This window comes from Bartonella bacilliformis KC583 (genome assembly GCF_000015445.1).
Lineage (GTDB): Bacteria > Pseudomonadota > Alphaproteobacteria > Rhizobiales > Rhizobiaceae > Bartonella > Bartonella bacilliformis.
Map to the genome: position 1 here is coordinate 196,178 of NC_008783.1, position 18,516 is coordinate 214,693.

An 18,516-nucleotide genomic window follows, 5' to 3' on the forward strand; every position below is an offset into this window, starting at 1 on the left:
GGTGCGGGTCGTTGGGCCATGCGTGTAGTGAATTTTTGTGGTTAGTGTTCTCATGGTCTCCCCCTGATGAGAATGTGTTCCTGATGAGAATGTGATTAGATCTGCATCGTTAGTGTGAATGAGTGCGGTGTAAGCAGGTGGCTATGGTTGCTGATGAGTGAATAGGTTGTGGTGTAAGTGGGTGGCTGTGGTTTCTGGTGAGTAAATGGGTGTGGTGTCGTTGGGCCATGCGTGTAGTGGATTTTTGTGGTTAGTGTGCTCATGGTCTCCCCCTGATGAGTGTGTTCCTGATGAGAATGTGATTAGATCTGTATCGTTAGTGTAAATGGGTTATGGTGTAAGTAGGTTGCTATAGTTTCTGATGAGTGAATGGGTGCGGTGTCGTTGGGCCATGAGTGTAGTGGATTTTTGTGGTTAGTGTGCTCATGGTCTCCCCCCTGATGAGTGTGTTTCTGATGAGAATGTAATTAGATCTGTATCGTTAGTGTGAATGGGTGTGGTGTAAGTGGGTTGCTATAATTGCTGATGAGTGAGATGGGTGTGGTGTCGTTGGGCCATGAGTGTAGTGAATTTTTGTGGTTAGTGCGTGAATGGGTTTTCATTGTTGGTGATGATGGGGTTATGGTTTCTGGTTTGGATAATTGATTAGGCTTTGGTAAAAGCTTTCTTCCCCTGTATGACGATTTGTTTGATGAGAAGGGACACGGGGAAGAGAGGGCGTGGGATAACGCGTGTCCTGTGTGTCTCTTAACCGCTCAATCTCATAACGGCACCAGTTGCGCCATGTGGCTGACCAATCCACTTTAAGCGCTTCTTTGCCGCTTTTGGCTTGCCAATAGTCGCGAAATTTCTTCTCTTGCCAACGGGCTTGCTCTTCGCTCAACCCTTCAGTCATGGCCATGCTGATATCAGCTTGCCAATCTGCGGGAAGACGATGGCCTCTTAAGCATCCTTTACGAGCAGAACGCTTTGGAGGAAGAGCAGAATTTTCAGAAATTATCGGACTTTCCAGACATGTTGGGCTTATAACAGATGGTGAGCTTGTGACAGGTGTTGGGGTTGTCATAAGTGTTTGGCTTGTGAAAATTTTTGAAGTTGTAGCAAGTGTTGGACCCATAACAGGTGTTGAGGCTGTTGGTATGGGCTCTTGAGAAGGGGCAGAAGATAAAGAGGGAGAAGAGCATGAGGGAGCACAGTAGAGGGCATAGGAGGAGGAATTGTCTGCCGAGAGGGAAGCCTTGTCTTGTTGCTTTTGTGAAACACCGTTAGGTGTTTCTTTTTCTTTCTTCTGAGCTTCTGAGTTATAGGGTTCATCTGTTCTGCATGTGTTGAGCAGCTGTTGTGGTGTTGCATTGATTTTCTTACGTTTTTGCGCTGAAGAACGGCCAGCCAATGATTTTTGCTCCAGTAATTTTGCGCGCTCACGAAAGATACTGTCACAGCGCTTATTCCATAAGCCATTGGCGAGAGGGATGATCTTGCCTTCTGCGATCAGAATATTGAGTGCGCTGAGAAAGGTGCGTTTGTCACACCCACAAAGCCGTGCTAATCTTTGTGTTGAGAGGTCTAGGGGGTGGCCTCTGGCATACATTTCATTGAGTAAAATGGTATAAATACCAATTTCATGCGCACGCATACCACGGACACCCCCTAGAAAATCATTTTGATACCAACAGACATAGGGAAGAATGGAGGATTCATAATGCGGTGTTTCTTTTATGGAGGATGAGGTTGTGGTAACAGGGGAAGCGGCTAGGAGAGGAGCGGATGCAGGTGCTGGGGACGCCGGAGATGAGATCGCAGAGGATGAAGATGGAGCAACTGGAGGTGTAACAGCAGGAGATAAAGGTGCTGTTTCTAAAGCGGATGGGGCAACAGGGGAAGCGGCTGGGAGAGGAGCGGATGCTGGAGCAGATGAGGCAACTGGGGATGCTGTTGCTGGAGCGGATAGAGGTGCTAAAGACACCGCTGCAACTGCTTCCGAAAAAAATAACCCCGAAGAAGGAACGGTTGTTGAGGATAAGGTTGCAGTGCAAAGGGCTTGTTGATGGGCTGTGTCTCGCGAAGAGGTTTTGTCCATGGTGCAAATCAACTTTCTTATTGTTTCATCCATTTCTATTCAGATAAAAAACCTTAAATGATGTTTTTATGTCTTTTTATGTCTGCGGGAGATGCAGGAAAAGTTTACCATTTCGTAAGATGTTTCTGGTTTGCTTTGCTTTTGTTGCAATTTGTTCTGTTAAATAATCTTATTTTTCATTAGACCCTGTGAGTGCAATTCTATACGCTTATGAGTATATCGTTGTGCAACTTTAAATTGCAAAACAGCAAAGGACAAAGAATACAAAGTGAGGACACGCGAGTTTTTGGGAGCGCCTGTCTGCATCCTTTAGGGTGATAAATGGTTGGTTAATCAAATAAAGTGCAGTTCCCCCCCGAAAATAATAATGTGTCCTATAAATGTATATCCTTTTTAGAGGATATTGCAAGATAAATTTATAAAACAATATGTATTTTTTTAGACAGGCTATAGGATGAAATGATGAATATTGATGGTTGGCGTCAAAGATTGAGTGAAGTGCTCAAAAAAAGTGGACGGTCAAAACGGTCCATTTCTCTCTCAGCTGGAAAGGGAGCAGGCTACCTTCACTCTATCTTATCTGAAGGAAAAGATCCAACGATTGAATCCCTTTCTGATGTCTGTAAAACAATTGATGTTAGTATGGGATACATTCTTTACGGGCAAGCTGCCAGCACAGAAGATCAAGAATTTATCGAGTTGATTTCAAAGATCTCTTCCGAGGAACGACAGGCGATTTTGACGCTTTTGCGCAAACCAAATGACGAAGTAAAATAAGAAGTGCTCTTTTCTTTGTGGCATCAAGAGTTTTCCAATGGTTAAGTAAATCGGAATCATTCATTTTAGCTTTCCCCCCCGTTTGGGTTGCTGTGATTAGAAACAATAGGAATTATAACAGCACAGTAGAGAATAAGGTGTAGGATATTTTCATTCTTACAAAGCTATTTGGATGTCTGATAAATTGAAAAATATCCTTTTAAAAGGATAAAATTGATTGACATCTCTCCCATAGAGGAGATAAGACTAAAGCTATATTTGACCATGTCAAGACTAAAGCTGCGTTTTATTACCATCTAAGGGGGAAAAAATGATCAAACATATACCGTTCGTTAAAGAGGATGAAATTCTCATTATTCTCTGTGATGATGAAGAGGGCGATCTCTATATTGGGCCCATTGAAAATTCCGAAGAGGTGCTTGATTTGGTCGATAATCGAGAGGCTGTGCAAAGGCTTTTGCGGCTTGATTTAACAACGCTCCATGCCGATGATGTCAGTGAAAGTGTCGCCGATATCTATGTTGCGCTTTCTGACATGGCTGAAAAGACAGAGTCTCTGCAGCCCTTCATTGTAAATAGTGAAGCCTATCACGATTATTTAGAGCAACAAAATAAACAAGCTTATCATGATACGCTGTATGGCTCTTATGAACAACAGCATCGTCTCCGCTTTAGTGATGTTTTGTCGGCCTATGATCATCTTTTTGATGAGCAGGAGGGATAAAGACTATGCAAAGCTATCTTATGACCCTTGCTTATGGGGTGCCCCTTTATGACGTGGGCAGACAGCGCGGCACTATCCAGCTTGATCCACAAAAACATCAGGCCTTTCTCTTCCCTTCACAAAAAGAGGCAGAAGGTGCTGTGCAGGCCTTGGCTTATGATCTCTATGATTTTTTTGATGAGCAGGAGGGATAAAGACTATGCAAAGTTATCTTATGACCCTTGCTTATGGGGTGCCCCTTTATTACGTAGGCAGACAGCACGGCACTATCCAGCTTGATCCACAAAAACATCAGGCCTTTCTCTTCCCTTCACAAAAAGAGGCAGAAGGTACTGTGCAGGCCTTGGCTTATGATCTCTATGATTTTTTTGATCTCTTCGAGATAGAAAGTGTTTCTTAAAAAGCATGAGGGCTCTGGGTAAAGGAAGGGAGGCTTGCGAAGGGAGGGAGCATAAGCTTTGCCAATAAAGAGAGCTAGGTTTGAGATAAGGAGCCGCGGGTAAGTGGCTTGTAATAAGGGAATCTGAGCTTTTTGGTAAGGTTGGGGCTAGGCTGGTGAGAAGGGAGGGCTGAGCTTTCTGGTAAGGTGGGGCTGAGCTGGTGAGAAGGGAAGGATTGGTGAGAAGAGGGCGTTTGGCTTGCAAGAAGGGGCTTTGTGAAAAGGGAGATTAAGTGTGCGAGCAAATGGGCCTTGCGATAAAGTTAGGCTTGCAAGAAGGGGGGCTTGAGAATGTTGCAGGTAATGGGCCTGCAAGAATGTGGGGCATGGTATGCCCACTGGAGAGGAATTTTATCAGGGAGTAAGACAATGCCCATACGCGTCGAATGTCAGCAAGGAACAGAGGAATGGCGCCAAGTCCGCAGGGGGGTGATAACTGCTTCTGTGTTTGAAATGGTTATCGCACGGAAAAAAGATGGGCAACGATCCCAAAAATATCATTCTGTGATGATGAAGCTTGCTGGGGAAAGAATTACCGGCAAAATTGTTGACGAGGGAACAACTGTGCCAATGCGCCGCGGTACAGAATTAGAACCAACAGCTCGCCAGCTTTATGCAACGCTCACCAACACAGAGCCTGAATGTGTTGGGTTTCTCTTAGCGGATGACCGTAGAAAAGGATTTTCACCCGATGCGCTTATCGGGGCAAATGGACTGCTGGAAATTAAAACAAAAAAGCCTGAAATTCTAATCCCGCATTTTTATCAAAATATATTTCCTGTTGAGCATAAAGCCCAGTGTCAGGGAGGATTATGGATTGCGCAACGCGAATGGGTGGATTTGATGCTTTATTGGCCGGGGATGCCCCCTTTGATCAAACGCGCTTATCGTGATGAAGTCTATATTCGTAAGCTAGACAATGAGATTAATCGTTTTAATGAAGCTCTGGAAAGAATGGTGCAGGCGATCAAGCAGGTTGGCGAAAGGAGCCAGGATATTTTCAGAAAATATGAAACAATCAGGGGATGAGGTCTACTATTTTAGCAGGGTGCTGAGTTTGTGAAGGAGCAGCTCTGTGCGGATTTAAGTGCAGGAAGAGAGTTGAATGGGGAGAGTTTGCGAGAGCCAGTAAGCCAGACAAGCTTGCAAAGAAGGTTGAAGGCTTGTGAGGAAAGCGGGGATGAAGTTTGGCACGGGGTGTGACAGCAAGGTAGGGAAAAAGCGGGGATGAGGTCTACTCTTTAACAGGGTGCTGAGCTAGGGGGAAGCGCGGGGCACGAAATTGGTTGTTGAGCAGAGCCGAAAAGCTGCAAGGAACTTAAGCTAGCAGGGCATGCAGCTGAGGGCAGCTCACATATAAGATTAAGCTCAGCACAAATGGGAAAAAACAGCAGAACAAAAGGAAGGTTAGATGCGCTAGAAGGCCTTAAGGAGATGATATCAGGCGCAGGAGCTTAAGGCGATGAATATGGGTGTAAATACAGGCAGAGGCGAAAGCTTAAGGTTTGATATTTACAAAAGCCAGCAAACCAGAAAGTTTGTGAGAAGGGGAGGAGTTTGCGAAGAAGGTTGAGGCTTGAAAAAAGCAGAGATGAGGCTTGCATGCAGGGGGAAGAAAATAGACATGGTGCTGCGAGAGAGGATTGAACTCTCGACCTCTCCCTTACCAAGGGAGTGCTCTGCCACTGAGCTACCGCAGCATTTTGTCAATCTTTGCGCTGCCTTGTGCCACATTGGCGCCAAATAGGCAAGAGAGCTCTTGCAAGAAAATCTTCCTTATGTCATGATATAAAGGTTAAAAAATATCAGTTATTTCTGTATATTCGTCGTTATAATACCCCCTCATTATTTTCTTAAATTGGGGTTTTAAAATGTGTGACTTCTTGAATATTGACTCATTTAAAAATAGGGTAAAAATAAGGGATGAAAATGGGGAAGGTGGAAGGATAAGAAATTCACAAATTTTAAGCCTATAGGGGAGAGTTAAGCAAACAGAGGGTTGAAGTGAACAAAGAAAGTTTGCGCAAAAGGGGGTAAGCGAACAGGAAGGTTAAGCAAATAGAGGCTTAAGCAAGCGGGGTTTAAGCGAAAAAATTTGAGCGAACAAAGTTTGCCAGAATTTGTCGAAATGTTTGCCAAAGTGTTTGCTGGAGTTTGCGCCATGAAAGACAAAAAGAACCCATAAAAATATCATGCCATAAAATATCATGAATAAGAATAAAAATACCGTTACACACAAAGATGATCAAAGAAAAAATGAAAAAGCAAAACAGCGAGAACAAAGACTTGCTAAGCAATTGCGCGATAATTTAAAACGGCGCAAAGAGCAAAGTCGACAGCGCTCTCCAGAAGGGTTTAGAAAAACTCTTTCTGTTTGATACATTTTACGGCATCTTGCGCCACATATTTTAGTGATTCGTTTTCAATTTTTATGAAAAAATACTCTCAAGAATCCAAATTTTCAGAAAATTAAAGAGAAGCTGTAAAAGAAAGATTCCAAAGGGAAATAGAGGGATAAAATTAAATCTATGGATTCAATTAAAATTACAGGGGGTAATATCCTTAATGGGGTTATTCCAATTTCTGGAGCTAAAAATGCTGCGTTGCCGCTTATGATTGCTGCGTTGCTTACCGATGAAACACTCATTGTTGACAATGTCCCTCATCTTGCAGATGTTGAATGTCTTATCCGGATTTTAAACAATCATGGCATCGGTTATGCTGTTGAAGGACGGCAATGCCACACTGTGTGTAGCGATGCACGAACCATCTATTTTACCGCAAAAAACATCACCACAATACGCGCGCCTTATGAACTTGTCAGAAAAATGCGGGCCAGCTTCTGGGTGATTGGGCCGCTTCTTGCCCGCTGTCAGGAGGCTTGTGTTTCCCTACCAGGGGGGTGTGCTATTGGAACACGCCCTGTTGATTTCATCCTTGAAGGGCTAAAAGCTTTAGGTGCCGATATTGCTATCGAAAATGGCTATGTGCATGCAAAAGCGCTAAAAGGTTTAAAAGGGGCTTCTTACCATTTTCCCAAAGTGACCGTTGGGGGAACGCATGTTTTGCTGATGGCTGCTGTGTTGGCAGAAGGAAAAACTGTTCTTCACAATGCTGCGTGTGAACCGGAAGTGACCAACCTTGTGCAAGCGCTGAAAGCTATGGGAGCTGATATCTCTGGCGAAGGCACGGATGTTTTAACCATTCATGGTGTCAAAAAGCTTCATGGTGCGCGGGTTTGTGTTATCCCTGATCGTATTGAAGCGGGAACTTATGCAATGGCTGTCGCTATGACTGGAGGAGATGTCTTATTGCAAGACGCTGTTCCGGAACATCTGACAGAAGTTCTCACCGTGCTTGAAAAAGCAGGGCTCTCCATTGAAATCAAAGCGGAAGGCATTCGCGTTTTCCGCGATCCACACAAAAAAATGAAGTCTGTTGATATCACGACAGCGCCTTTCCCAGCTTTCCCAACTGATCTGCAAGCGCAATTTATGGCTTTGATGACCCTTGCTGAAGGAAATACGCATATCACAGAAACGATTTTTGAAAATCGCTTTATGCATGTGCAGGAATTGGTGCGTTTGGGTGCGCGTATCACGTTGCAGGGCAAAACCGCAACAGTGCACGGAACCGATAAATTGCAAGGTGCGCAAGTGATGGCAACAGATTTGCGGGCTTCTGTCTCGCTCGTTATTGCAGCGCTCGCTGCTGAAGGGGAAACCACGGTTAATCGCGTTTATCATCTGGATCGCGGCTTTGAACGGTTGGAAGAAAAGTTAGCTCAGTGTGGGGCGTGTATTCAACGCGTCACGACTTCTTAAATAAGAAAAATAGCCTTTACATCAGAAAGAATTAGTCTTTGCAGCGGTTTGTGCCGCTTGCTGAAGGGCCCCTTCGCATCTCGAAAAATGGCTAATTTAAAGGGGCCCTGAATGGTATGATGAAGGGTGGTCTGAAGTAGTCCTGGTAGGGTGGGTCCTGATGGTGAGATGAAGGACAGGTTAGAGAGGTGGTTTTGAAGGAGAGAGTATGAGGTATCAGGTCAGGATGCAGGGGTGGCTTGAATGGCAGAGTACAGAGGTAGAGACCAGCTTGAAGGGTGGCCTGAAGTGGCTCTAATGGGGTGGGTCCTGGTGGTGAGATGAAGGACAGGTTAGAGAGGTGGTTTTGAAGGGAAGAGGGCTGTCAGGTCAGGATGCCGGGGTATTTTGAGTGGCAGGGTGCAGAGGTAGAGGCAGTAAAGGGTGGCCTGAAGTGGCTCTAATGGGGGGGCCCTGGTGGTGAGATGAAGGACAGGTTAGAGGGGTGGTTTTGAAGGGAAGAGGGGTGTCAGGTCAGGATATGCAGGGGTGGCTTAAAGGGGTGAGCTTTGAGCTAAAGCGTTAGGGGGCTACAGCGTTAAAGCATAAAATTTTCAGGCAGAGGTTCCCAAAAATCAGGAGCTTCAGTCTTTAATCTTGGGCCAAGACGAAGAGGAGAAATCTTCTCCGCCAGGCCTGTGCGGTCTGACACTTCAACCGCTAAGCCACAAAGCGTTGCAGGGCCCTGAGCAGGGCGATACGAGCCACAGGATTCTTGATAGACAAACCGATGCAATGGTTCTTTTTTATCCATCCCAAGAGAAGAGTCATAATCACCACACATGCCGGCATCCGATAAATAGGCACTGCCCCCTGCTAAAATTTGCGCATCCGCTGTTGGAATATGCGTATGGGTGCCCACAATAACGCTAACACGGCCATCAAGAAAATGACCAAAACATTGCTTTTCACTTGTTGCTTCCGCATGAAAATCAACAATAATTGCGTCTGTCTCTTCTTTTAAAGGAAATTTAGAGACAATTTTGTCTGCTGTTGTAAAAGGATTCTCCACAGTGCAGGGCATAAAAACAGACCCCAAAATATTGGTCACCAAAATACGCGCGCCATTTTTAGCCGTAAAAATACCAGAACCCTTGCCCGGTGTCCCCGCGATAAAATTAGCAGGGCGTAAAAAACGGTCACTATAATTGGCGTATTTTAGGGCTTCCTTGCAATGAAAGGCATGGTTTCCTGTGGTGATGACATTTGCGCCTGCTGTTAAAAGAGAATGATAGGTCTCTTGGCTAAGACCAAAACCATGCGATGCGTTTTCACCGTTCACCACAACAAAATCAAGCTGCCATTGCTGAATAAGGCGAGGAAGTGCATAAAATACAGCAGCACAGCCTGTTGCACCTACAATGTCGCCCAAAAATAAAAACCGCATATTTACCGCTCTAAAAAACCTTTTTCTGTAAAAATGCCTTGTAAAACCAAATCATGCTCTGTGCTAGGAATAGACTCAACTTCCTGACACGAAAATCCTAAACCAAATAAATCTATGCAGTGCCCTTCTGCCTTTAATGCTGCAATGGCACGATCATAATAGCCTTTACCATAGCCAAGGCGGTTATACTGACGATCAAACGCTAAAAGAGGCACAAGTATAAATGTAGGGGTGACAACCGCACTGCTTGCCCCTGGGCTCATGGTGTGAAACCGCGCGCGCTCTAAGGGTGTGTGCGGTGAATAAGCACGGAAAACCATTGTCTCATCATCAATGACAGCAGGCAAAGCTAGACGACCACCACGCGACACAACATATTCTAAAAAGGGACCAGGGTCGAGCTCTGATCGTATTGGCCAATAGCCCGCAACAATCATTTGAGAAATATCTCCCATTTTTTGTTCAAGCGTATGGGCGATATGCCAACAGGCACGATATGAAAAAATACGATGAGTATCCTTAGACAGCTTCTCACGCTCTGAAAAGCCCAGATGCCGTAAGTGTGACCGAACGGATTGAATAGAAAGCGAGTCTTTAGACATTCTCGGTATTGCTAATCCATCATCCATAAAAATGTTCATACCATTCTGTTTTCACATCGCCAAGGCATGAAGAACATGTTCCCCAAAAAACACCCCAAAAAACAAGAGCGAGCTTCAGGAAAGCAGGGGTTGGTCCCAGAAAAAGGGAATAGGGCCCATAAACAGAGGTAAAATTATGTAAGGCGCATAAGAGTGCAGGATTGTGACGTTGTCAGGCTGGTAAAGGGAGTTTCCGAGCAAAGCAGGAGCGAACTACGGAAAATAAGAGTACAGAAAATAAGAGTGGAGGCCAGAAGATTAGAGGTAGGGTTATGTAAGGCGTATAAGAGTGCAGGATTGTGACGTTGTCGGGCTGGTAAGAGGAGTTTTTCAAGCAAAGCAGGGGCTGGAGCTGCTTGATGAGAGCTTATGGCCTTTATAAGGGCTTACGGCCTTTTGCTATGGGAGAGAGATAATATAGTGAAGCTGGCAAGGAGGTGAGGCAGCGAGGCAATGTGGTAAGAGGCCCAGAGGCGGTCATGAGGCGGGGAGGTAAGAGGGTAAGGAAATGGGAAGGTAGAGAAGTGAAGTTGTAAGGTAAAAAAGAGGCAGAAAGCCAAGAGGTCATGAGGCAGGGAGCCAAAGCTTCTCTTCCCAATAAACTCCTCCTTCCAATAAAAATGGTGAACCGCAGCGACCGATGGAAAAGTCTGATTCCGGGAACCTACACAAGTAGGTGGGCGCCATATGAAAAAGCCCACGGGCTTTCTCAGGGACAGCTCCCTTAGGAATCAATAAGGCCCCGGGAATGTCTGTATTTCCTGTCGAGAAGAGCAGAACACCGCTCATGATTATAGGAGAATTTATACGTTCTGACTAGAGAAAATAATGACACGGACGCAACAATAAAGATTTTTAAATCTCCTCCATGCTAAATTCCTTACTCAAATACCCCCTATGTTAAATTTTTCACTTAAGTACCTTGTGGGGATTTTTCATCAAGCAATAGGCCAATACGCTTTTGGAGTTTTCGCATTTGCGGATAATAATGCAATGCCATTTCATAGGCCTTAATGGCAAGCTCTATGCGGTCTGTTGCTTCCATCGTTAGCCCAAGTTCAAAATAGGCGAGATAATTGCGCGGTTCAAGCTTAAGCGCGTGGCTTAAGTCAAACATGGCAAGTTTAAAATCACTCATTTGAATGTGAACCCAAGCGCGTCTGACCCAAGCTTCCGCATAAGTTGGGTTGAGTGCAATGATGGTGTCAAGATAATCAAGAGCAAGGCCATAATTATCACTACTAATGCCATTTTCAGCCCATTGCATCAAAAGATCAATCGTTTCACTGCCCGATTGCAACCATAAACGTTGCACTTGTTTGCTAAGCTTCTGCGCCTCATTCGCATTGGCACAATATTTTAATTCTCTCAACAAACGGGCAATCTCTGCTTCTTTACGCTGTTCCATCGTTTGCGTTTGAGAGAGGTCTGCTGGGGTTCGATCATCAAAAAGCGTAGCCGCTGAAGGGGGAGAAGATGTTGAAGGACGTGGATCGGGGATGAGGTCATCCAACGATAAAAAAGATTGTGGAGGAGGTAGTTCAGATGGCAAAGAAGGCGGCTCTTTTCCATAGCAAGGAGACAGCAAAACCAGACCGCTGAAACAAAGGGAAAAATATCGCCATCTTTTAAAAGGGGTGCTCTTGTTCACACGATATTTGGATGGGTTGTTGACACTTTTTGCCACACAATATTTTACCACGTGATCTTTTGCGAAAGACACCTGTCTTGAAAAATATCCTCTTAAAAAAAAGGAGGCCCACATATAGGGGCCCCACAATAAACAGGACAGCACATTAAATGCTCTATGAGAAATGTGTGAAAACCTTATATGAGAAATGTGTAAAAAATATGAAGCCTGCACAGCATATAAAACCTAATATAACCCTGCTATTTTGGCGCAGGCTTTATCAACCGCAGCGGCAGGCATTTGTACCCTTAACCTTGGCGCGCCCTAAAACGCGGGTTGGTTTTATTCAAGATATAAATACGACCTTTTCGACGAACCACCCGGTTGTCGCGGTGACGTCCCTTAAGTGCCTTGAGCGAATTTTTAATTTTCATGATCACCACCGTTTATAACGAAAGACCTAAATTCTTAAAAAATACGAAAGATAGGAAGAGAAAGTCCTGACCCTCATCGTACTTGCTTTTTTCTTACGCATTCTTGTTCAAGACTTAAGACTATTGTCATTGTACATTGTCAGATCACAGTTACTGTCAGACCACAGTTACTTTACTCTGTCGATTCGTGTACTTTGCCATCTTACCCTGTCAATCAGGGTATTTTGTCATCGTACTCTGTTCATCAGCGTACTTTAGTCATTGCGTTCTGTCGATCATTCCCCTTTGTCCCTTGAGTCCTCTTCCTTAAAATCAATACAAAGAAAAACTCTGCCTTCTCTTAAAAAACAAAAGCTTGCCTAAGGACAATGAAACCCAACAAGAGAACAATGAAATCGAACAAGATAATGAGTAAGCGAAAATCGCAAAAAATCTGCAGCTCTTCTAACAAGAAGTCTTTACCTTGTCAACTCAACAGTTTTCACAAAATCAAGAATAAAGGGAGAAGAAGAGGGAGACAAAAATAGAGGGGAGAGCAAGAGAGAGGAGCAAGAAAGGAGATGGAGATAAAGAGGGGGCGAGTGGAAGAGAGAGAAAGAGGGAGCTGACAAGGAGCCGGGAATGAAAGGGGCTTAAGAAGGAGAGCAGAAGGAGAGTCAAAAAGAGGAAGAAAGAGGAGGGCTAAAAATGGAGGAATGAGCAAAAGTGAGCTAAGGATGGCGGAGAAGCCAAGGGAGAAGCAAAAAGTAAGCTAAGGATGGCGGAGAAGCCAAGGGAGAAGAAGAGGCCGAGAAGGAGTGAGAAGCAAGAAAGGAGATAAAGAGGGGGCGAGTGGGAGAGAAAGAAAGAGGGAGCTGACAAGGAGCCGGGAATGAAAGGGGCTTAAGAAGGAGAGCAGAAGGAGAGTCAAAAAGAGGAAGAAAAAGGAACGCTAAGAATGGAGGAATGAGCAAAAAGTGAGCCAAGAATGACGGGAGGAGCCAAGGGAGAAGAAGTGAGAAGGAATAAGAAGGAGTGAGAAGAAGAAAGGAGATAAAGAGGGGGCGAGTAGGGGAGAGAGAAAGAGGGAGCTGACAAGGAAGGGAGGAGAGCTAAGAATGACATGAGGAGCCAGGAAGGAAGGAGTAAGAAGCAAGGGGAGAGCCAAGGGGGAAAGAAGGAGGGAGGAGCAAAAAGTGGGAGTAAGCTAAAATGACAGGGGCTAAAAATGGAGAGGGCTTAAGAAAGGGAAATCAAGAAGAAGGGGTTGATAGGGGCCAAAAATGAAGAGGCATTAAGGAAGTCTTGAGTCGGGTCATTGGGGAGACAGTGTTGAAGAATGTCTGGACTTCAAAGGGGTGAGGGATGAGAATTTATCTCTTCTCTAAACAGAGTGTGTCGCTGGCCCGGTTAAGCGGATGATATGCCCCATTTTCCGTTCTGGCTGTACTGACTTTTTGCCATATAAATGCACGGATGTATTCTCTTGCATCAGAGCAGAGACATAATCATCCAAATTATTGCCAAGAAGATTGATCATTTCGCAATTGCTATGGCGCTCTGTATTGCCCAGAGGAAGGCCACAAATGGCTCGGATATGTTGCTCAAACTGCGAGATCACACAGGCTTTTTGCGTCCAATGACCAGAATTGTGAACACGAGGCGCCAATTCATTGACCAATAATTGCCCGTCAGACAAAACAAAAAATTCAATACACAGCACACCAACATACTCAAGCGCCTGCAACACACGCGTGCTGACCTCATACGCGGCTTTCTGCACTGATTGTGGAACAGCTGAGGGAACACACGCTTTATGCAAAATACCATTCTTGTGTTGATTTTCTGAGCAATCATAAAACACAAGAGCCCCGTGCGGATCACGGGCGGCGATGACAGAAATTTCTGCTACAAAAGGCACAATCTCTTCTAAAATAGAAGGCGTCTTTTCAAGTTCTGTTGAGAGTGCAGCAATCACTTGTGGACTTGGATTGTGAAGGGATTGCTGCATTTTGCCATCATAGCCAAAGCGGCGTGCTTTCAAAAGGCCATGGCCTCTAAATCCATCGTTATTGAGTCCGTTGTTGTTGAGTTCATGGCTATTGAGTGCAGAAAGACCTGCCAGCAAAGAAGCTTGATCTTGCACTGCATGCCAAGATGCTGTCGCAATACCATGCTCATTGAGAAAATTTTTCTCTAAAACCCGATCTTGCGAAATTTCCAACGCTTTTGATGATGGATAAAGACGGCATGCCTTTTCTATCCATTGAATCGTTGTTACAGGAAGATTTTCAAATTCATACGTCACAACATCGCATAGGTCTATCAAGCGCTGCAAAGCGGCCTGATCATCATAGTCTGCAACAATATGGTTATTTGCAGTTTGTGCTGCTGGACATTGCACTTCAGGGCATAAAATAATCGTTTGAAAGCCAAGTTCAGCGGCGGCTATGGCCAACATGCGTGCAAGTTGCCCCCCTCCGATCAAACCAATTGTGCTTCCTGGTTTTAAAGGATCAGAGATATTCATCACCATGGTCACGCTCAAAGTCCATCATTGGGGTATTCAGCAACATGAGTGGTTTGCTGATGGCGCCATGCTTCTAAACGCTTGGCAAGTGCATCATCAGAAAGTGCCAAAACTGCTGCCGATAAAAGAGCTGCATTGACAGCGCCTGCTTTGCCTATGGCTAAGGTTCCAACCGGGATTCCGGCAGGCATTTGCACAATGGAAAGCAGAGAATCTTGCCCTGATAAAGTGTGTGATTCCATTGGAACGCCAAAAACAGGAAGAGGCGTTAAAGCAGCCACCATGCCTGGAAGATGTGCAGCACCACCAGCGCCGGCAATCAAAACTTTAAACCCTGCGGCTTTTGCTCCTTTGGCAAAGCTGTAGAGCCGATCTGGGGTGCGATGTGCGGAAACAATATGCGCACTATAGGAAATGCCAAGTTCTGTTAACATAGCTGCGCTATGGCACATGGTTTGCCAATCTGATTGGCTGCCCATTAAAAGCGCTACATCATAGGATTGTTGAGCCATTTCACATCCTTTTCCTATTCTGCATTTTTGATTGTTTTAAAAATTCCATCCCCCTTATATCCTTTTTATGTCACCAATGCACCATTTTTTGACATGTCATCAGGAAGAGACAGTAATTTTTGCGGTCATAAAGTACCAAGAAGGGCCAGGAGATATGGGCCAGGGGAGCATGAGTGAGGAGAGTATTGGTGTGGGTGTATGAGAGAGAACGGTGAAATGGAGAAGGAAGCTTAAAGATGAGCAGTGCGGGGAGAGATGTGCTGAGTGGGATGCAAGCGAAGGGGGAATATTTGTCAAGGGAGCAAGAGCCAAGGGAAAATGTTCATGGGGGAACATGAGTGAGGTGTCGGAGAGTTGCCGGGGCCGAGGGGTATCAGGGGAATATTGGCCAGAGGGGGCATAAGTAAGAAGACCATTGGTGTGGGGATATGAGAGGTGAACGGTGAAATGGAGAAGGAGGCTTTAAGGGATGAGCGATGCAGCGATGGATGGCTGAGTGGGATGCAAGCGAAGGGGGAATATTTGTCAAGGGAGCAAGAGTCAGGGGAAAATGTTCATGGGGGAACATGAGTGAGGTGTCAGAGAGTTGCCGGGGCCAAGGGAGGATTAGAGGAATATTGGCCAGGGAGCAGAGTGTAGAGGGGAGCAGAGCGCATTGATGGGGAGGATATGAGAGATAAACGGTGAAATGGAAAAGGAAGCTTAAAGATGAGCGATGCAGCGATGGATGTGCTGAGTGAGATGTAAGCGAAAGGGGAATTTAAGAGAGAGTGAGGAAGAGATTAAGAGATAGAGTATAAATTTTGATTGTGTCATTTCGGGATTAATGGGAAATTTATAGGGAAAATCTCTGTTTCTACGTAAAATGCATGTTCACAAAAGGATGAAAATAAGATATGGGTGGCTTAAGTTGTATCCTTTAGGGCTCAGCAACTAACACGTTCATTATTAACTAAAACGTTAACCATTAAATAAAAAATACGTTAATCATAAAGGAAGTTCTCATTTATGTCCAAAGAAGAAGTTTTGGAATTTTCCGGTGTCGTTATCGAACTCTTACCAAATGCGATGTTTCGCGTGAAACTGGAAAATGATCATGAAATTATTGCTCATACGGCAGGAAGAATGCGCAAAAACCGTATTCGTGTGTTGGCAGGCGATAAAATTATGGTTGAAATGACTCCGTATGATCTTACAAAAGGGCGTATTACGTACCGTTATAAATAAAAAATTAGCGTTTTTAGCGCGCAAAATTTTAGCTTACAGCTTAAAACTTTCAGCTTAAATGTGGTTTGATTTCTCTTTTCATCATTCGTGGTGTCTGTAAGAATCGTAGATTGGGGGTGTGCATGGGGGAGTGCAAAGCAAAAAAATAAGGCGGACCGAATAAGGCCGATTGCCGGGGGGGCAGGGAGCCAAAGAGCCAAAGGGCAAGGTATCTCCGCAATTGGCGAGCTGTTTCAAAAGCTGTAGAGAGAAATATATAAAATTATAGCCAGGGATATGATAAAATGCAGCCTGATTAGGGCTCTCATGAGAATTTCATGGGGCTTAGCATGAGGGTGCAGAGCTTTGTGCATGGGGGGTGCAGAAAAATTGACAGACCCTTTCTATGCCGATATCCTTAAGGCCAATAGGTCAAAAAACCCCCTGTAAAAAAAGATTAATGGAATCATTCAATAGAATGGATAAGGGGTAAAATAATGGAAATCGAATTGGTTCTTGCTTCTGCTTCACCGCGGCGTTTAGAGCTTTTGGCACAAATTGGTCTAAAGCCTGATCATGTATGTGCTACTGATATTGATGAAACACCACATGCACGAGAAAATCCAGCAGATCTGGCTAAGCGCTTGGCACAGGAAAAAGCGCTGAAAGCTTATGACATTTTATTCAGCACTGAGCAAATTTGTGAACAAGATCTGACCCGTGAACAAGATCTGGATTCAAAAAAATGTCTGATCTTAGCGGCGGATACAGTGGTTGCTGTGGGTGGTTCTATTTTGCCTAAACCTAACGGAGAAGAGGACGCTTACACCTGTTTACGCGCTCTTTCTAGACAAGCGCATAAGGTTTATGGTGCTGTTTGTTTTCTTAATGAACACAGGGAGAAAACTGTCACTTTGGTTGAAACGTGTGTGCGTTTTAAACACTTGACCCCCCCTATGATCGAGGCTTATATTGCTTCTGGAGAATGGCAAGGAAAAGCAGGTGGCTACGCTATTCAGGGAAAAGCCGCTGCTTTTGTTATTGATGTTGCAGGTTCTTATACCAATGTTGTTGGGTTGCCTTTGGCGGAAACAACAGATCTTTTGATTGCTTATGGATATCCTGTTTTTCCTCAATGGACTAAAATTTTTGAAGGATAAGAATAGCTCACCTCTTCTCTTGAAAATATGATGAGGGCTATAGGAAATATGAGGGCTATGGGGACGATGGGGGATAAGAAAAGCGCATGATAAAAGCTCAAACATGATGAGACAAAAGCTTAAACACTATGAAAAGAGGAGAAGGAGTCGAAACTTTCATGCAAAATCAGCCGATACATCCGCTCCGTCCACCACGGCCTTGCCCAGAATGTGGTCAAAAATCACAGTATAATACCTATCCTTTTTGTTCATCACGGTGTCGTGCAATTGATCTGAATCGTTGGCTTTCTGGCTCTTATATTTTGCCACCACCTTCTCAAGAAAGTGACGAAGAGGAATAAAGAAAAACACTGCCCTTGAGTTTGTAGGGGGGGGTTATGAGTGTTTGCGCTGGGGGCATTTGCGCCCAGGGAGTGGTGGTGAGATGTAGCGTTTTGCACGAGAGGTGTGGAAGAAGAAAAATGCCGCCCCTTGGAGCCTGAGGTGTTGAAGAGATGTGTTGCATTTTGGGTCGGTGACATTTACCCCAAGGAGTGGTTGAGAGATGCAGTGCTTTAAGCAAGAGGTGTGGAAGAGGAAAAGTGCCGCCCCTTGGAGTTTGAGGTGTTGAAGAGACGTGTCTCATTTTGGACCAGGGGCATTTGCGCCAAGGAGTGGTGGTGAAATGCAGTGCTTTGAGCGAGAGGTGTGGAAGAGGAAAAGTGCCACCCCTTGGAGCTTGAGGTGTTGAAGAGATGTGTCTCATTTTGGATCAGGGGCATTTGCGCCCAGGGAGTGGTGGTGAGACGCTGCGCTTTGGGCGAGAAGTGTGGAAGAGGGAAAGTGCCGCCCCTTGGAGCTTGAGGTGTTGAAGAGACGTGTCTCATTTTGGGTCGGTGACATTTACCCCAAGGAGTGGTTGAGAGATGCTTGTGTTTTGCACGAGAGGTAAGTCTACGGTGGGTGCATTGCGTTTTTCCATACCCTCTTGCACTCATTTGTTTTAGCTCCCATATTTCATTCATAACTATAGGTGTAGCGTCTTCTCCTACACTGGGAGAGCGTTTGCGGGTGTAAAGAGGTCCACTTTATGTGATTGCAGGATGTGATTGCAGGATATGTGGTTTGGAGACAAGGATTAGACAAGAGATTTCAATAAAAAGGTAAAAAGGGGA

Annotated in this window: 18 protein-coding genes, 1 tRNA gene and 1 other RNA gene; 11 read left to right on the forward strand and 9 right to left on the reverse strand. The window is 44.9% G+C overall.

Going from position 1 to position 18,516, the window contains the following annotated elements:
- Window positions 1-619: 619 nt before the first annotated feature.
- Window positions 620-1,636, reverse strand: coding sequence for a YdaU family protein (locus BARBAKC583_RS00920; protein ID WP_005766021.1), 1,017 nt, complete (start codon window positions 1,634-1,636; stop codon window positions 620-622).
- An 82-nt stretch (window positions 1,637-1,718) separates the two neighbouring features.
- Here BARBAKC583_RS00920 and BARBAKC583_RS00925 point away from each other — a divergent pair, with 82 nt between their 5' ends.
- The 6 genes from BARBAKC583_RS00925 (at window position 1,719) to BARBAKC583_RS00965 (ending at window position 5,049) form a co-directional block, all read left to right on the forward strand.
- Window positions 1,719-2,048 carry a hypothetical protein gene (locus tag BARBAKC583_RS00925; protein ID WP_005766023.1) on the forward strand — a complete coding sequence of 110 codons (330 nt, stop codon included), beginning with the start codon at window positions 1,719-1,721 and terminating at the stop codon, window positions 2,046-2,048.
- Window positions 2,049-2,542: 494 nt separating this feature from the next.
- Complete coding sequence (locus tag BARBAKC583_RS00930; RefSeq protein WP_005766025.1) at window positions 2,543-2,857, forward strand: hypothetical protein; 315 nt, start codon at window positions 2,543-2,545, stop codon at window positions 2,855-2,857.
- A 310-nt stretch (window positions 2,858-3,167) separates the two neighbouring features.
- Window positions 3,168-3,581 carry a hypothetical protein gene (locus BARBAKC583_RS00935; RefSeq protein WP_005766027.1) on the forward strand — a complete coding sequence of 138 codons (414 nt, stop codon included), beginning with the start codon at window positions 3,168-3,170 and terminating at the stop codon, window positions 3,579-3,581.
- A gap of 5 nt (window positions 3,582-3,586) precedes the next feature.
- Entirely contained in the window at window positions 3,587-3,775 is a 189-nt protein-coding gene (locus tag BARBAKC583_RS00945; protein ID WP_005766029.1) for a hypothetical protein, read from the forward strand.
- Between the two features lie 5 nt (window positions 3,776-3,780).
- Window positions 3,781-3,981 (forward strand): hypothetical protein, encoded by a 201-nt coding sequence (locus BARBAKC583_RS00950; protein ID WP_005766030.1) that lies wholly within the window; start codon window positions 3,781-3,783, stop codon window positions 3,979-3,981.
- A gap of 408 nt (window positions 3,982-4,389) precedes the next feature.
- Complete coding sequence (locus BARBAKC583_RS00965; RefSeq protein ID WP_005766031.1) at window positions 4,390-5,049, forward strand: lambda exonuclease family protein; 660 nt, start codon at window positions 4,390-4,392, stop codon at window positions 5,047-5,049.
- A gap of 596 nt (window positions 5,050-5,645) precedes the next feature.
- On the opposite strand, the gene BARBAKC583_RS00970 is transcribed toward BARBAKC583_RS00965, so the two are convergent.
- Window positions 5,646-5,720, reverse strand: a tRNA-Thr gene (locus BARBAKC583_RS00970).
- A 507-nt stretch (window positions 5,721-6,227) separates the two neighbouring features.
- Here BARBAKC583_RS00970 and BARBAKC583_RS06935 point away from each other — a divergent pair.
- Window positions 6,228-6,398 carry a hypothetical protein gene (locus BARBAKC583_RS06935; protein ID WP_005766033.1) on the forward strand — a complete coding sequence of 57 codons (171 nt, stop codon included), beginning with the start codon at window positions 6,228-6,230 and terminating at the stop codon, window positions 6,396-6,398.
- A gap of 150 nt (window positions 6,399-6,548) precedes the next feature.
- Complete coding sequence (gene murA, locus BARBAKC583_RS00975; RefSeq protein ID WP_005766034.1) at window positions 6,549-7,844, forward strand: UDP-N-acetylglucosamine 1-carboxyvinyltransferase; 1,296 nt, start codon at window positions 6,549-6,551, stop codon at window positions 7,842-7,844.
- Window positions 7,845-8,421: 577 nt separating this feature from the next.
- On the opposite strand, the gene BARBAKC583_RS00980 is transcribed toward murA, so the two are convergent.
- The 7 genes from BARBAKC583_RS00980 to purE form a co-directional block, all read right to left on the reverse strand.
- The gene (locus tag BARBAKC583_RS00980) at window positions 8,422-9,270 is read right to left on the reverse strand and encodes a TIGR00282 family metallophosphoesterase (protein WP_005766036.1); all 849 of its coding nucleotides are present in this window, start codon (window positions 9,268-9,270) and stop codon (window positions 8,422-8,424) included.
- A gap of 2 nt (window positions 9,271-9,272) precedes the next feature.
- Window positions 9,273-9,911, reverse strand: a complete 639-nt coding sequence (locus BARBAKC583_RS00985) for a 5-formyltetrahydrofolate cyclo-ligase (RefSeq protein ID WP_005766037.1) — start codon at window positions 9,909-9,911, stop codon at window positions 9,273-9,275.
- A 621-nt stretch (window positions 9,912-10,532) separates the two neighbouring features.
- A non-coding RNA gene (gene ssrS, locus BARBAKC583_RS06740) (6S RNA) lies at window positions 10,533-10,694 on the reverse strand.
- 130 nt (window positions 10,695-10,824) lie between these two features.
- Window positions 10,825-11,676: a tetratricopeptide repeat protein gene (locus tag BARBAKC583_RS00990; protein WP_005766038.1), complete on the reverse strand. Its 852-nt coding sequence runs from the start codon at window positions 11,674-11,676 to the stop codon at window positions 10,825-10,827.
- A gap of 173 nt (window positions 11,677-11,849) precedes the next feature.
- On the reverse strand, window positions 11,850-11,975 hold the full coding sequence (ykgO, locus tag BARBAKC583_RS06745) for a type B 50S ribosomal protein L36 (RefSeq protein WP_005766039.1): 126 nt from the start codon (window positions 11,973-11,975) through the stop codon (window positions 11,850-11,852).
- A gap of 1,363 nt (window positions 11,976-13,338) precedes the next feature.
- A complete protein-coding gene (locus tag BARBAKC583_RS01015; RefSeq protein ID WP_005766040.1) occupies window positions 13,339-14,490 on the reverse strand; it encodes a 5-(carboxyamino)imidazole ribonucleotide synthase in 1,152 nt (383 codons plus the stop codon).
- An 8-nt stretch (window positions 14,491-14,498) separates the two neighbouring features.
- A complete protein-coding gene (gene purE / locus BARBAKC583_RS01020; protein WP_005766045.1) occupies window positions 14,499-14,996 on the reverse strand; it encodes a 5-(carboxyamino)imidazole ribonucleotide mutase in 498 nt (165 codons plus the stop codon).
- A gap of 1,008 nt (window positions 14,997-16,004) precedes the next feature.
- Here purE and infA point away from each other — a divergent pair.
- From infA to yacG, 3 genes are all read left to right on the forward strand, one after another.
- Window positions 16,005-16,223: a translation initiation factor IF-1 gene (gene infA, locus BARBAKC583_RS01045; protein WP_005766051.1), complete on the forward strand. Its 219-nt coding sequence runs from the start codon at window positions 16,005-16,007 to the stop codon at window positions 16,221-16,223.
- Window positions 16,224-16,699: 476 nt separating this feature from the next.
- The gene (locus BARBAKC583_RS01050) at window positions 16,700-17,362 is read left to right on the forward strand and encodes a Maf family protein (protein ID WP_005766053.1); all 663 of its coding nucleotides are present in this window, start codon (window positions 16,700-16,702) and stop codon (window positions 17,360-17,362) included.
- A gap of 158 nt (window positions 17,363-17,520) precedes the next feature.
- A complete protein-coding gene (yacG, locus tag BARBAKC583_RS01055; RefSeq protein ID WP_005766055.1) occupies window positions 17,521-17,703 on the forward strand; it encodes a DNA gyrase inhibitor YacG in 183 nt (60 codons plus the stop codon).
- Window positions 17,704-18,516 lie beyond the last annotated feature (813 nt).